Raw genomic sequence first — 14,329 nt, 5'->3', positions numbered from 1 at the left:
GTAAGAACAATGACAGAAGTTTTTGCAGGAAAGGTCGCAGTCGTGACCGGGGGCACCTCCGGTATCGGCTACGCAGTATCGGAAGAGTTGTTGAAACGCGGCGCAACGGTCTGGGTGATCGGCAGCCGGCAGGAGAGTGTGGAGAAGGCGAGGGCGTCCCTTGCCGCGTATAAGAACGCGAGGTTCGCGGCCGTGGACGTGACCGTTGCCGACGAGGTGAAGAGGATGATCGAGACCTGCGTCCGGGAGTCCGGCCGGCTCGACTACCTCTTCAACAACGCCGGCATCGGCATGACGCACCCCAGCGTCCACCTCACGCTTGAGATGTGGAAGAAGGCGATCGACCTCAATCTCTGGGGAGTCGTCTACGGCGTCCACTATGCCCTGCCGGTCATGCTTGCGCAGGGAAGCGGGCATATCGTGAACACCTCATCCCTTGCCGGTATCATCGCACCGCCTGCCCAGGCCGTGTACTGCGCCACCAAGTATGCTGTCACGGGCATGACCGAGGCGCTGCGGTACGAGTTTGCAGAGAAGGGCATCGCGTTCACCACCGTCTGTCCGGCCAATGTCGCGACCGCGATCTTTGCCGGCACCGAGGTCCCAAAAGAGGCTATCCCGGCAGACGAAGCAGCAGCGATCATCCTTGCCGGTGTTGCACAGAAGGACGGGATCATCATCTTCCCGGAGTTTGCCAAAAAGATGTACGAGCGCCTTGAGGAAAATCCCGCCCTTAAGGAGAAGTTCATGCTGGAATATGCACGGCGCCGTAATGCCGGCTGGGAGAGCGGGGTTCCGTACCTCGGGATCCCGGACGACATGCTGGACATGCAGGGGTGAGGAGAGCCGCGGCAGGGCCGGCGGTCGCGGCAACCGGCTTGGTGCCGTCGACCATCTCCACCAGACACACTATCTAAGAGACGCAGTGAGATACCCCCACAGGCACCCCGCTGGCCCTCATCTCTTCTTCGTTTTCTCTGAATCGCCCACTCCCCAGCTTCGCGGGTCGACTTCGCCGGCATCGTCCGGCTCTTCAACCACCTCTGAAAAGACGCGGGGCCTGTTCGTCCCAGGGCGCTGAGGGGGGTTTCACCTTCGATCTTCAGAAGTCTGGCTATAACTATGGGGACGCCGATATCTCTGATCAACTGATCGAACGTGCGGTAAATTGTCATCGACGCACTACCGCGTAATCATCAAAGACGACAGGTGAGGTTGAAACGATACATGCCACAGACGTCCCGGTATTCCCTGCTCATAGTAATGATCGCCCTTATCGGCCTCGTCGGGGCTGCGCAGGGGATGACCCTGTCGCAGGACGACGCGTACACTGCCGTCCTCTCGCACGTGCTGGATGGGAACACGGAAGGTACGTGGGTCTATGCGGACCCGGCGCCGGTCCCCGCCGGCACCACCATCACCGCCATGTACGGCACCGTCGTCCTGCCGGAGCGGGAGGGGTGGCTCTTCTTCATCGACGATGCGCCGATGGCGGGCTGGGCGCACCCATGCCGGTACGTCCACGTCGACATGACCGGCACGGTCACCGTGAAGAAGGCGAACGGACCTCCCAGAGCGCTCCAGGAGTGGACGATGGTGGCGGGCTCTGTTTCGGAGGCCAGACCGGCAGAGGGACCGGGCCGGATAGTGTCTCGCGGCATTGGCGGTATACTCCCTCCGTGCACGGATACCAACCACTCCTATGCCGTGCTCATCAGCGGCGGGGCGAACCCCTACAACAACTGGGAGCGCTACTATGGCGACGTCTCGTTCATGTACAGGACCCTCGTGAACGAGTACGGATATCAGGACGACCATATCTACGTCCTGATGGCCGACGGGGCGGATCCGGGCCTCGACCAGCATACCTATGATGACGGGTACATCTCGTCCGACCCCGACCTGGACGGCGACGGTGACGACGATGTCGGGTATGCGGCGACGAAGGAGAACATCACCGCTGTCTTTACCACCCTCCAGACCACCCTGGGGGCCGGGGACCAGGTCTTCATCTTCACGACAGACCACGGCGGCCCGGAAGACGATCCCCAGCAGGGGACGAACGTCGTCCTGAACCTCTGGGACTGGACGTATATCACCGACGACAGATTTGCAGCCGAGGTCGACAAAGTGCCGTCGACCGTTCCTGTCATGATCACCATGGAGCAGTGTTACAGCGGCGGGTTCGTCGACGACATCATCCCCGGACTCTCGGGCCAGGAGAGGGTGATCGCGACCGCAGCCAGCGCGTTCGAGTATTCATGGGCTGATACCTTCAGCACCCTCTGGATCTCTGCAGTCGCTGGCCATGACAAGAGCGGGAAGGCGGTCGACGCCGACGCGATCAACGACGGGACGGTCTCGATGCGGGAGGCATTCGCGTATGCGAAGGCGCATGACAACGAAGCCGAGCACCCCCAGTACGCCGAGAGTCCGGCCGGCATCGGGGCGAACCTCGCGCTCAGCTCCTGGTACGCGCCCTCCCTGACAGCCGACTTCACGGCGACACGGACCTCCGGCTATTATTCGCTCGCATTCCGGTTCGAGGACACCTCGACGGGCCTGCCGACGTCGTGGTCCTGGAACTTCGGTGACGGCACCACCTCGACCGACCAGAGCCCGACCCACACCTACACCGCTGCCGGCACCTATACGGTGAACCTGACCATCGGAAACGCGACCGGCCAGTCGTCGGGCCCGGTCTCCAGGGTGATCACCGTGAGGAGCACCTCCGAGCTCGGCGATGCGGTCGAAGCCCCGACACTCACCTGGACTACGGATACGGACGCGGTGTGGACCGTCGACCATGCGGTGACGCACGACGGCCAGGACGCGGCCCGGTCGGGTGCGATCTACGATTCGGCCAGTTCGAGCCTCTCGACCTCGGTCACGGGCCCCGCCAGCGTCTCGTTCTGGTGGAAGGTCTCGAGTGAGACCGATTACGACATGCTCCGCCTCCTGGTGGATGGTGTCGAGTCGGCCGCGATCACCGGAGAGGTCGACTGGGTCCAGCACGACCTCTTGATCCCATCCGGCCCGCACACCCTCGCCTGGGTCTATGCGAAAGACGCCTTTGTCGCGAGTGGCAGCGATGCCGGCTGGGTGGATCAGGTCGTCGTCGCGGCCCCAGCACCGGTGCCAACGCCGGCCGTCACCGCCGGCTTCTACGCCTTCGGCCACGTCGGCCAGGCCCCGTATTCGGTCCGGTTCCTGGACCAGTCGACCGGCTCGCCGACCGCCTGGCACTGGGACTTCGGGGACGGCACGACCTCCGACGAGCAGAGCCCGACCCACGTCTATAACCAGACCGGTGCCTACACCGTGGCCCTGACCGCCTCGAACGACCTGGCGAGCGACACCGCCGTCCAGTACCGGTGTATCATCGTCAACACCGTGCCGGTGGCGAACTTCACGGCCAACGCGACCGCCGGCCGGACACCGTTCACCGTGCAGTTCACCGACCAGTCGACCGGGGCGAGCGGGTACCAGTGGCAGTTCGGCGACGGGCAGACCTCGACCGAGCAGAACCCGGTCCACACCTACTCGCAGCCCGGCTCCTACACCGTGACGCTGGTCGCCTCCGGTGCCGATTACGGCAGCGTCTACACACAGAAGCCCGGATATATCACCGTCACCGACCCGCCGACGGTCGGATTCTCGGCGAACGTGACGGCCGGCCTCTCCCCGCTGGCGGTACAGTTCAACGAGTCGACGACCGGCTCGGTCCAGTACTTCTACTGGCAGTTCGGCGACGGGGCGACCTCCTTCGACCGGAACCCGGTGCATGTCTACGACGCAGCCAGCCGGTACACCGTCTCCCTCCATGCGATCGGGTCGAACGGCACGCAGGTGAAGACGGCCGATGAGTACATCAACGTCACCGACCCGGTCATCCCCACCGTGACCCCCCAACCGACCGGGCAGAACCTGCCGGCGGCGAACTTCACGGTCACCACCGGTGGTCCCGGCTCGTTCGACATCCAGGTCACTGACACCTCGGTGAACGCGACCTCGGTCCGGTACGACCTCGGGGACGGCACGACCACGGCGTATCGAACATTCCGGTACACCTACTGGAAGGCCGGCGCCTATACGATCAGACAGGTCGCGACCAGTGCAGCCGGTTCTTCCAACAAGACGATCCCGGTGACGATGCCGGCAGTGTAGGGTTTCACACCGAAATACCCCGTGTCCCGGTAGACGGTCTCTCCGGGTTTCGTGGTCGATGCAAAAGCCAAAACCCTTTTCCCCGCAACTCCAAACGAACACTATGTTCGAACGCATTTCGCGCAGTATTGAACTCGTCAAAATGAGCTGGCGCATCCTGATGGAGGACAAGAAACTCCTCGCATTTCCGATCATGTCAGGGGTCGTCATGCTGATTGTGATCGCCACGTTCATCCTGCCGCTGATCTTCTCGGCAGGCGCACTCTCCCTTGCGACCAATTCGGTCGGCGGGATCATCCTCCTGTTCCTGTTCTACCTCGTCAGTTCCTTTGTCGTGATCTTCTTCAATGTCGGTCTGATCAGCTGTGTCCACGCACAAATGCAGGGGAACACAATGACGATCAGGGAAGGGCTCTCCGCGGCCGGCACGCACCTTGGCTCCATACTCGCATGGGCGATCATCGCCGCCACGGTGGGTGTGATCCTCCACCTGATCGAAGACCGGGCAGGGACGCTCGGGCAGATCGCCGCAGGACTGGTCGGCGGAGTCTGGAGTCTTGTCACGATGTTCGTCGTCCCGGTGCTGATCTTTGAGGAGAAAGGCGTGTTCGATGCAATCAAGGGGTCGCTCGATCTGTTTAAGAAGACCTGGGGGGAGAGCGCTGTCGGCAGCCTCTCCATCGGGCTTGTCTTTGTTGCCATCGGCATCGTCGGGTTCTTACTCGTGCTTGCCAGCCTGATGCTGAACAACATCCTCGTCATCTATGCAGCAGTCTCCCTCTTCATCGTGCTCGTGGCGATCCTTGCCATCCTTGCCTCGGCGATGCAGGGGATCTTTGTGGTGGCACTGTACATCTATGCAAAGACCGGTCAGGTGCCGGCCTCCTTCAACCGTGAAGTGGTGGAAGGGGCCTTTGCTCCACGGGTTCAGATGTTCAGTGGAAATATCTAAATTCTTTTTTTCCTGACAGGTGTGCGTTGCCTGATGACTGAATCAGGTTCCTGGCAGATTTCGTAATGGGGTTTTCGTCCCCGGCGAATACGGCTGGCTGGACGTCGACCGATGAAGGGGTGATGCATGCGTACACATTCCACCAGGACCACGGTGCCGGTCGGGCAGAGTCTGGAAAAAAGAACTGAGAGAAACCCTCAATCCCTACATCTCGTTGAACAGCATGACGATATCATTGAAATCGACCTGGCCGTTCCTGTTGAAGTCAAAGCCGGCGGCTGGCTCGTTCGCGGCGATCCAGTCCATCTGGTTGAAGAAGAGGGTCACGTCGTTGAAGTCGAGGGCTTCGTTGCCATTGACGTCCTCATAAAGCCCGTCATGGTTGAGATCGTGCGGGACGGCGGACCCGTCCGGGACGATCACCACCGGGGTCGAGCCAGCGGGAGCGAACTTCTGGACCCTGTTGCTGTTCACGTTCGTGACATAGACGTTGCCGGCACTGTCCAGGGCAACACCAAAGGGACCGTTGAACTGCCCGTCTCCTGAACCAAAACTGCCCCATTTCGTGATGAATGTACCGTTTTGATCGAACTTCTGGATCCGGTGGTTACTACTGTCAGAGACATAGACATTGCTCTCCCTGTCCACGGCGACACCCTGTGAGTAGCCGAACTGCCCGGCTTCCGAGCCGGAACTGCCCCATTGCATCAGGTAGCCACCGGTCGACGTGAACTTCTGGACCCGGTAGTTGCCCCAGTCAGTGACATAGACATTGCCGGTGCTGTCCAGCGCAATTCCGTTCGGACCGTCGAACTGCCCGTCTCCCGAACCGGATCCGCCCCATTGCGTCAGGTAGCCACCGGCCGGGGTGAACACCTGGACCCGGTCGTTGCCCCAGTCAGTGACATAGACGATGCCGAAGCGATCCACCGCGACACCACAGGGCTGGTCGAACTGTCCGTTCCCCGAGCCGTACCTGCCCCATTGCGTCAGGTAGCCGCCGGTCGAATCGAACTTCTGGATCCGGTGGTTATTCAAATCGGCGATGTAGACGTTGTCGGCACTGTCGACGGCGACACCATAGGGCATGTTGAACTGTCCGTCCCCTGAGCCTTCACGACCCCATGTGCTGACAAAGGTGCCGTTCGCGGTGAACTTCTGGATCCGGTTATTACCTGTGTCTGCAACGTAGACATTGCCGGTGCTGTCCACGGCATCACCATAGGGCATGTTGAACTGCCCGTCTTCCAGCTCAGAACTTCCCCATTGCGTGATGAACGTGCCGGCCGATGTGAACTTCTGGACCCGGTTGTTGTACACGTCCGTGACATAGACGTTGCCGGCGCTGTCCACTGCCATACCGAAGGGATTGTTGAACTGTCCGTTCCCCGAGCCTTTCGTGCCCCATTGCCTGATGTAGTTACCGGTTGACGTGAACGTCTGGACCCGGTTGCCATAGTCGGCCACGTAGACGGTGCCGGCGCTATCCACCGCAACACCCTCGGGAGTGTCGAACTGCCCGGCTTCCGAGCCTTTCGTGCCCCATTGCATGAGGTAGCCACCGGTCGAATTGAACTTCTGGATCCGGTAGTTGTACGCGTCAGTGATATAGACATTGCCGGTGCTGTCTATCGCAATTCCATTGAGACCGTCGAACTGCCCGTCTCCCGAGCCGGAACCGCCCCATTGTGTGAGGTATCCACCGGTTGAAGTGAATATCTGGACCCGGTCGTTGCCCCAGTCAGCGATATAGACCTTTCCTCTGCCGTCCACCGCGATACTACATGGCTGGTCGAACTGTCCGTCCCCTGAGCCTTTCGTGCCCCATTGCGTGATGTAGCCACCGGTCGAAGTGAACTTCTGGATCCGGTGGTTATTCTGGTCGGCGACATAGACGTTGCCGGCGCTGTCCACCGCGACATCATAGGGCATGTTGAACTGTCCGTCTCCCGAGCCATAATCGCCCCATTTTTGAAGAAATGTGCCGGATGCATCGAACTTCTGGATCCAGTTATTGCCCGTGTCTACGACGTAAACATTGCCAGAGCTGTCAACTGCGATTCCATAGGGCTGGTTGAACTGCCCGGCTTCCGGACCATGACTGCCCCATTGCGTGATATAGGCGTACCCACCTTCGACCGAAACGGCCTGGACGCTGCAACAGAGGAGGAGCAGGGCGCAGAAAAAATATAAAAAATACGTGGATTTCATCCAAAATCACCTTGATTACTTCTTAATTGTTGATTATCAGGATAAATACTGCTCTATTCTATCCCGCAGGGTGGTGGTGTGCCGTGCCATCAGAACCCGTATCGGCCGCCATATCATCGATCACATGAGCGATCATCGACCAGGGGACTCCATAATTGGTCAGCAGAGTTCAGATAGGTTCAGGTTTTGTGACACCATCTGATGTACGTCTGCTGCCAACGTGCCGGAGCCGACGATCATCAGGAAAAAAGGATCACGGCGGCCCCCGGTCGCGGTGATCCTGCAGCAGAACCCGGTGCCGGCCGGTCCGTCCGCACCGCGGTGAAGATTCGTAAAGGCTATCACCCCTCGCAGGAGATACCGTAGTATGGCAAGAGATACGATCGAGACGGTCTGCGGGTATTCCTGCAGCAGGTGCGACCATCTCGGAGACGAGTGCCCGGGCTGCGAGGCAACGAAGGGAAAACCGTTCTGGACGGCCTACGCCGGCGTGGAGTGCTGCCCGGTCTACGACTGCTGCGTGAACGAGCGGAACCTCCCGCACTGCGGCACGTGTCCGGACCTGCTCTGCGAGCGGTTCACCCGGTTTAAGGATCCGAACGTGAGCGAGGAGCAGGCCGAGGCCGTGCTGCTTCAGATGGAACAGGCACTCCGGGCGAGGAGATAACCGTCGAGAGGAACGGTGAACCGGGATCGTTCGAGCGTCTCCGGATCCCCCGGAAAGGTCGGGCATACCTATTTGCCTGACTTGATCCCAAGGTGGTACTGATCGAGGGGTACCCCACTTCGAGAGATGATCCCCATGCCAGGCAACAACCATACGCTCCCGGCGTCCCGGCGTTACAGACCCAGCATGACGCGGGACTACAGCCAGATCTCGGACACCGCCAGGGCGGTCGATCGGTTTGTTCTTCCACGGATCGTCTCCTATCTCGAGTCGATACGGCAGACCATAGCCGGCATGCCCGCCGAAACGCCGTTTGTTATCGCAGATTACGGAGCAGCCGACGGCGTGAATTCGAGCCGCCTCTTCGAGAGGATCGTCAGGTATATCAGGGAGGTACATCCTTCCAGAAGCATCAGGCTGGTGTACGTCGATATCGCCGACCCGGCCTCGTTCGATCTGTTCTGGGAGGGCTCGCACCTCTCGACACTGGACCATGTCGAGGCCGAGTATATCCAGCGCTCGTTCTACGAACCGTTTCCAGAACTGGCCGGGAGGGTGAACATCGGCTTCTCCTCCACCGCACTCCACTGGCTGGACACGAAGACCGTCGACCCCGATCTCTTCCAGCACCCCACCTGCATCCAGGCGAACCAGCTGTCCGGGGCCGAGTGCGGGAGGTTCGTCGAACGATGGAAGCACGACTGGCGGATCTTCTTCCACGAGCGCTCACGCGAACTGGTCGACGGAGGGATCGTGTTCCTGGCCAGCCTGACCAGTCTCGGTGCCGACCGATGGCCGGCATCGGCTGGATACGACAACCTCCGGGATGTCTGCTGCTCGCTCCACCGGGAAGGCCGGCTTTCAGACGAAGAGCTGCGGGCCATCTTCATACCCGATTACTTTGCCACGCCTGACGAGATGAAGAGCGTCCTCGACGAGGAGATCGTCAGGCGGCACTTCGCTCTGAAGGGCATCGATGCGATCACCGTCCCCTGCGCCTATTTCGGGCGGATGCAGGATACCCTTGAGAATCCGGAGGAACGGCGCCGGCTGGCCCACTCGCTCGCACGGGTCGTCCGGGCCTGGAGCGAGTCGTCGATCAGGGTCGGGCTGTCGTTCGAAGATCCCGGGCTCATCGATGAGATCTACAACCGGCTGGCGGATACGTTCTTTGAAAATCCGGAAGGGTTGCCGTACCAGTACTGCCTGATCGAACTCGTCAGGGCGGACAACCCTGATGGTGCAGGTGAATAGGCCGGACGTCGACCGACAAAAGGGCGAAGCGTTCCCCCTAAGAAGGATTTCAGATAGGAATCCCTTCACTCTGCAACCGGGATCAGCCTTCCCTTCAACTTCTCCTCAAGACCGAGGTTCATCAGTTCCACGACGTTATGCGCCATCCCTTTGACCTTGACGAGGACGAGCGGGTCGTTCCTCACATACTCCGAATCTGTGTTGGTGTTGAACTGTGCGCCGTGAGTCCGGTACGAGATCCCGAACGGTGCGAGGAGGTATCCCATCTGCTGGAAGTACAGGTAGATATCCATGGCCGCTTTTGACGCCCCGTCCTCATGGCCGGATACCGTGATCCCGACCACCTTCCCCTCAGTCAGCCCCGGTTTTTTCAGCTGGTAGCGGTTCTGAAGAGAGGTCAACCGGTCGAGAAAATCCTTCAGCCGGGCGGCCATATTGTTCCAGTTTATCGGAGAGCCGACAATGACAGCTTTCGACGCGACGATCATCTCGTGGAATGCCGGCATGTCATCGAGCTGGTCCCTGCACGGATAACTGCAGGCATTGTCCCGCATGGTGTAGCAGCACCAGCAATGATTGATATGGAATTCATTCAGGTTATAGCGCCGGTAACTCACCCCTCTCTCCTTCAGCACCTCCTCCACCAGGTCGATCATAAAGCCCGTGTTGTTCGCACGGTGATTGCTGCCGTTGATCAGCAGGACGTCGAACTTCTCCCCGTCATATTTCAGCTTCTTCTGGACTGCCAGGTCCGAATACTCGCGGCCGGTGCTGGAGCACTGCGGACATTCCTCCGGGGGAGCGTCCCCCTTCCAGATGAATCCGCAGACATTGCATCTCCAGGCTTTACCCGGTTCGGTGCTGGTCGTTCTCGCTTCCTCTGACACAGTAGTAGACATGCTGAAATCCCATCTCATCCAGAACCGGGCATCCCGGACAGAGACAGCCCTTCTCTTCTGTTATGCAGGCACTCCTTCCCCCCGCAGAAAGGCAGAAGGCGATCTCCTCTTCGCACTTCACGTAGCTCGGGCACATCCTGCATAAACAGCGTTCACCTGCTTTCATCCGATCCATGGTGCTTCCCCTCCCCTGAATCGCCCCTGTTGATTTTAAAACTTTGCAAAAGATCTCGTCACCCGATTGCAGGGGTTATCTTTGACGGTGGGGTCGTGGGCGTATCCTGTCCTTTCATAGCCGGATAGTATTCCAGTACGTTGAAAACCAGTGCAGGAACGGGTGGTCTTCTGCTCCGGCCCCGTCATTCCCGCACCGGGAGAACGGCGCCGGCTGGCGGATACGTTCTTTGAAAAGCCGGAAGGGTTGCCCGACCAGTACTGCCTGATCGAACTCGTCAGGGCGGACAACCCTGAACGGTCATGCTCACCAGGAGGGGATCATGGAGACCGGACACCACCGGGGGGCCTACGCCCATCTCTCGATATGATGCCGAAGTGACGTCATACCCTGGTGATCGATGACAGCCATGCCCTCGTCCGGTCAGCCCGTGTCCTGCTCTCAAAGACCGCAGCCCTGATCTCGTTGATCCTCCACCCGTCGGAGAAGGCAGCACGGATCTCCTCTCCTGTGACCCGGCGGGGGCCGTATCCGGCCGGCTCGAGCTCGCTGAAGGCGAGCATGTAGTAGGTCCCTCCGGATTTCAGGATCTCTGCTATGCTCTGGACGAAACGAGGCCGTTCGAGGTCTGAAAGGGTATGGAACAGGCCGGAGTCGATGACGGTGTCGAATGTCCTGCCAATCCCGTGCAGGTCGAGGGTATCATGCACCAGGAATGTTACGGCGATGCCCCGGTCCTGCGCCTTCTTCCGGGCGATCCCGATCGCACTCGGTGCCGAGTCCACCCCCCATACGGTGTGGCCGCGACCGGCCAGGAACAGGGCATTCTCCCCGGTCCCGCACCCCACGTCCAGCACGTCGCCGGTGATCTGCCCCGATTCCTCGAGGGCCATGACCTCCCTCTGCGCCCGCCCGATGTCCCACGGCGGAGTTCCGTGATATGCCTCCTCAAAGAGATCCATACTGCACGGTAATGACCTGCCCGGTTGAAGATGTTTTCTCTCTGTTCGTGATTGACTGGATCTGCTCCTTTCGGCTCTTCCTTTCCATGAGTATGGTTCATGTTCGCAGGATCCCTATCAGCTTCACCTTCCGGGATTCCTGATGCCTAATTATGTTCTTACTTCAGTGGTTGCAAATCCGCTGTCCTGGAGGGCATAGCGGAGCATGACGTCCTGGATAGAACCTTTGCCGGGTGCGGCGATGACGAGCGGTCTGCCGGCGTCAGAGCGCTGCTTTGCCCATGCGACAAAGCTCCTCCAGTCCTGAACCGGTGCACCCTTCGTAACAACGAGGCCGGTGCCGAGGTTATCTATCGGGTAGGTGATCCTGATCGGCGTGCCTGTGTCGATGGCCGCGATCGCGGGAGGTGCACCCACGTACGACATCTGGATCGCACCGGTTGCTGCGAGTTGCATAAGGGAAGGTCCGGCCGATGCTGAAATCAGCCTCACTTCAGCTACCTTTCGGCCGTTCACGATGAAGTCTGCACCATCAGGTTTTCCCATGGTGGGATTCTGCGGTTTCAGGGCGATGCCGTACGTGTCATTGAAGTACTGCCAGTTCTTGACCGCGACGAAGAGTGCCGAATGATCCACTGCCAGCAGGTACCCGACGGTCACCGGCTCCTTCACGACAGCCGGGGTCGCCATATTCCTGTTCACAACGATGGTCTGTGCACTCTGGTACGGAGCAAAGTTGTAGAGGAGGGTATTCCGGTCTGCCGAGCTGTTCTTTAAGAAGCCGTTCACAGAACCGATCGATATCAGTGCGTCGACAAAGTCATTCATGCTGCTCTTCCACGAGTCCGAGGGTTCTGAGGTGAATCTGATGGTCGGGAGGGAGTTGGTGACCGCAGTGACGGATGAGACGCTCACGTTTCCATACGAGAAGTTCTGCTTCCCCGCAAGCCAGTCAGCGATGATATCTGCTGATTCCTGGGGATGATCGGTGATGTACTGGCTTGAGGCGAGGTTGAGTGCACTGAAGGCATTGACGAAATCCGGGTTCGCATTATAGAAATCATCGCGGACGACGAACACGTTCTGGGGGTGGTCGCTCCACTTCCCTGCCGGCGGCAGGTCCTTTGAATAGGATGCTACCTGTCCGACACCGCTCTCCACGCCGACCTCGACGACCGGCTGCCAGGCAATGTACCCGTCAACCTGGTTGGTCGCGAGGAGTCCGGGCATGAGGCCGACACCTGCCGTATAGAGAATCCCTACCGTTCCTGAAGGAGCCGTTGTTGCGGTGGCATTCGTGGTTCCCGGTGATCCTGCTGGTTGCGTGCAGCCGGCAGTGAGCAGTACAAGAGCGATGACGATGAGCGCGATCGTTGTCATAGAATTCGTTTTCATGGGGGGCAATGTGCTGGTGATGATAAATATCTTGCTCCTATGAAAAATGGTACATCTCTCCTGTTTTCCTTAGTGATGGTGGGATGGGCGTGGTATGAGAAGGTTTCAACAGGATCGAAAAAAGGGATACTCAGCCCCTCAGGGCGAAGGTGATCCAGGTGATGGTGACGGAGTCGGCCGGGAACATAAGCTTCAGCCGGTGCCGGCGGCCGGCCCGTGCGACTTCATGCTCTCTCTTCATTTCATCCTTTCACATCTCTTGATTCAGGAGAAGAATTGCCAGATCACGAGGGTCTCATAGGTCAGTGCGAAAACAACCGTAACGACGGCCATCCGCATATGCCAGGGGAAGGGGATGATGCGGATTCCTTTTCGTAAGAGAGACCAGTTATTCGTATTAACCAGCATAGTTCCCCCCGATACGGCGCCGGCATTGACGGATATCTTCCGAAGTACTGATCCTCGTATCGGACCCGACATTCCGGGTTCTGGACGATCGGATTGTCCAGATTCCCCGGGGTCACGGGACCTCGTGGAGCGGAGAACCGATCGATCAGAGATCCTTCTCCCTCAGCCGCTTCAGGATCCCGAGAGCCCGCTCCTCGGCCTCGCGGGTCGCCGGCTCGTCCCGCTCGATTGTGATCTCAAGGATGTCCCCCTCCTCGAGAGGGGGCAGCAGGGCCCGTGGGATCACCAGCGGTACCCGTTCGTCGTCCCGAAGGAGGATCACCGCCTGGCCTTCCTCGAACCGGTCGACCGTCGCCTTCATGAGTCCGTCTCCCATCTGATGTTATACATCTGTACCAGATTGAAGACGCCGGCCCTGATATAGGTCACCGACAGAGCGGTGGAGTCACGGTCTTCAGACGAGAGAGGTGTTCACAGGACCTCTCAAGAGGCTGTTGAGAAGAATCGAAAGATCTTCACCACGTGCGAAGTGACCGGCATCACCTGCATGAATCTCCAAAATCGGCCTCGTCATTAAGTGAATAATATTAATTATAACCTGTATCAATTACACGTGTTGAGTACCATGAAGATCAGCGCACGAAATCAGATTGCAGGAACCGTGAAGATGATCAAGAAGGGTCCTGTAAGCACGGAAGTCGTGATCACCATCGCCGGCGGGAATGAGATCGTCTCGTCCATCACCACCCACTCTGCAGAAACGATGAATCTGCGGGAAGGGTCGAAGGTATATGCGGTTATGAAAGCCTCCGAAGTGATGGTGGGGATCGATTAAACCCTTTTTTGCAGATCCTAATCAAACCGGCTCGCAAGCAGGGCGTCGAGGTACTCCGAGGGATATGCCCCTTTGTCAGGGTTGAACCAGACCTCGATACTCAGTCCGCCGATGAGAGCATGGATCTCGAGAAGACCGTATTTCTGGATGATATTCACCGGGCCGGCCGCCGTCTCCCGCACATACAGGTCCTCGTTTCCAAGAAACGAATCAATATCTTCTCCGGTCACCGGACGGGAGAGCCGGTAGAGACGACGCTGCCAGCCGGGATAGGGAGGGGCCGGGTCTTGAAAGGGAAGGGGCATGGTTCAATCCGATTTTTCTTTGGTGCTCCTGACTCTGTCAGGATTCGGCACCATAGTTTCGATGGGCACCATATAACAATATGTGCATTTTTAAAAAAG

General features: G+C 59.1%; 12 protein-coding genes and 2 pseudogenes. 7 read left to right on the top strand and 7 right to left on the bottom strand.

What is annotated here, in order from left to right; all coding sequences use genetic code 11:
* Positions 1 to 9: 9 nt before the first annotated feature.
* The 4 genes and pseudogenes from ACFKSJ_RS01730 (at position 10) to ACFKSJ_RS01715 (ending at position 5,119) form a co-directional block, all read left to right on the top strand.
* Positions 10 to 840 carry an SDR family NAD(P)-dependent oxidoreductase gene (locus ACFKSJ_RS01730; protein ID WP_440950551.1) on the top strand — a complete coding sequence of 277 codons (831 nt, stop codon included), beginning with the start codon at positions 10 to 12 and terminating at the stop codon, positions 838 to 840.
* A 387-nt stretch (positions 841 to 1,227) separates the two neighbouring features.
* A pseudogene (locus tag ACFKSJ_RS01725) lies at positions 1,228 to 2,691 on the top strand (PKD domain-containing protein); the annotation flags it as partial.
* A 453-nt stretch (positions 2,692 to 3,144) separates the two neighbouring features.
* Positions 3,145 to 4,161, top strand: a pseudogene (locus ACFKSJ_RS01720) (PKD domain-containing protein); the annotation flags it as partial.
* Between the two features lie 109 nt (positions 4,162 to 4,270).
* Positions 4,271 to 5,119 carry a DUF6159 family protein gene (locus tag ACFKSJ_RS01715; RefSeq protein ID WP_440950550.1) on the top strand — a complete coding sequence of 283 codons (849 nt, stop codon included), beginning with the start codon at positions 4,271 to 4,273 and terminating at the stop codon, positions 5,117 to 5,119.
* 204 nt (positions 5,120 to 5,323) lie between these two features.
* Here the strand turns inward: ACFKSJ_RS01715 and ACFKSJ_RS01710 are convergent, their stop codons facing one another.
* Positions 5,324 to 7,330 (bottom strand): SMP-30/gluconolactonase/LRE family protein, encoded by a 2,007-nt coding sequence (locus ACFKSJ_RS01710; RefSeq protein ID WP_440950549.1) that lies wholly within the window; start codon positions 7,328 to 7,330, stop codon positions 5,324 to 5,326.
* A gap of 367 nt (positions 7,331 to 7,697) precedes the next feature.
* Here ACFKSJ_RS01710 and ACFKSJ_RS01705 point away from each other — a divergent pair, with 367 nt between their 5' ends.
* Positions 7,698 to 7,997: a DUF3795 domain-containing protein gene (locus tag ACFKSJ_RS01705; protein WP_440950548.1), complete on the top strand. Its 300-nt coding sequence runs from the start codon at positions 7,698 to 7,700 to the stop codon at positions 7,995 to 7,997.
* Positions 7,998 to 8,123: 126 nt separating this feature from the next.
* Positions 8,124 to 9,251: a hypothetical protein gene (locus ACFKSJ_RS01700; RefSeq protein WP_440950547.1), complete on the top strand. Its 1,128-nt coding sequence runs from the start codon at positions 8,124 to 8,126 to the stop codon at positions 9,249 to 9,251.
* Positions 9,252 to 9,316: 65 nt separating this feature from the next.
* Here ACFKSJ_RS01700 and ACFKSJ_RS01695 read toward each other — a convergent pair whose 3' ends face one another.
* The 5 genes from ACFKSJ_RS01695 to ACFKSJ_RS01675 all read right to left on the bottom strand — a co-directional run bounded on the left by ACFKSJ_RS01695 (position 9,317) and on the right by ACFKSJ_RS01675 (position 13,466).
* On the bottom strand, positions 9,317 to 10,150 hold the full coding sequence (locus tag ACFKSJ_RS01695) for an NAD(P)H-dependent oxidoreductase (protein ID WP_440950546.1): 834 nt from the start codon (positions 10,148 to 10,150) through the stop codon (positions 9,317 to 9,319).
* Entirely contained in the window at positions 10,098 to 10,325 is a 228-nt protein-coding gene (locus tag ACFKSJ_RS01690) for a DUF2769 domain-containing protein (RefSeq protein ID WP_440950545.1), read from the bottom strand. Before ACFKSJ_RS01690 ends, ACFKSJ_RS01695 begins: the two co-directional genes overlap by 53 nt.
* A 383-nt stretch (positions 10,326 to 10,708) precedes the next feature.
* A complete protein-coding gene (locus ACFKSJ_RS01685) occupies positions 10,709 to 11,287 on the bottom strand; it encodes a class I SAM-dependent methyltransferase (RefSeq protein WP_440950544.1) in 579 nt (192 codons plus the stop codon).
* Between the two features lie 150 nt (positions 11,288 to 11,437).
* Positions 11,438 to 12,682: an ABC transporter substrate-binding protein gene (locus ACFKSJ_RS01680; protein WP_440950543.1), complete on the bottom strand. Its 1,245-nt coding sequence runs from the start codon at positions 12,680 to 12,682 to the stop codon at positions 11,438 to 11,440.
* Positions 12,683 to 13,235: 553 nt separating this feature from the next.
* Positions 13,236 to 13,466, bottom strand: a complete 231-nt coding sequence (locus ACFKSJ_RS01675; protein ID WP_440950542.1) for a DUF3006 domain-containing protein — start codon at positions 13,464 to 13,466, stop codon at positions 13,236 to 13,238.
* A 249-nt stretch (positions 13,467 to 13,715) separates the two neighbouring features.
* Between ACFKSJ_RS01675 and ACFKSJ_RS01670 the strand changes: the two genes are divergently transcribed.
* On the top strand, positions 13,716 to 13,925 hold the full coding sequence (locus tag ACFKSJ_RS01670) for a TOBE domain-containing protein (RefSeq protein WP_440950541.1): 210 nt from the start codon (positions 13,716 to 13,718) through the stop codon (positions 13,923 to 13,925).
* A gap of 17 nt (positions 13,926 to 13,942) precedes the next feature.
* Here the strand turns inward: ACFKSJ_RS01670 and ACFKSJ_RS01665 are convergent, their stop codons facing one another.
* Complete coding sequence (locus ACFKSJ_RS01665) at positions 13,943 to 14,230, bottom strand: hypothetical protein (protein ID WP_440950540.1); 288 nt, start codon at positions 14,228 to 14,230, stop codon at positions 13,943 to 13,945.
* Between the last annotated feature and the right edge of the window lie 99 nt (positions 14,231 to 14,329).

Source organism: Methanosphaerula subterraneus (assembly GCF_052055875.1).
Classification (GTDB): Archaea; Halobacteriota; Methanomicrobia; order Methanomicrobiales; family Methanospirillaceae; genus Methanosphaerula; species Methanosphaerula subterraneus.
This window is presented reverse-complemented; position numbering and strand designations above follow the sequence as displayed.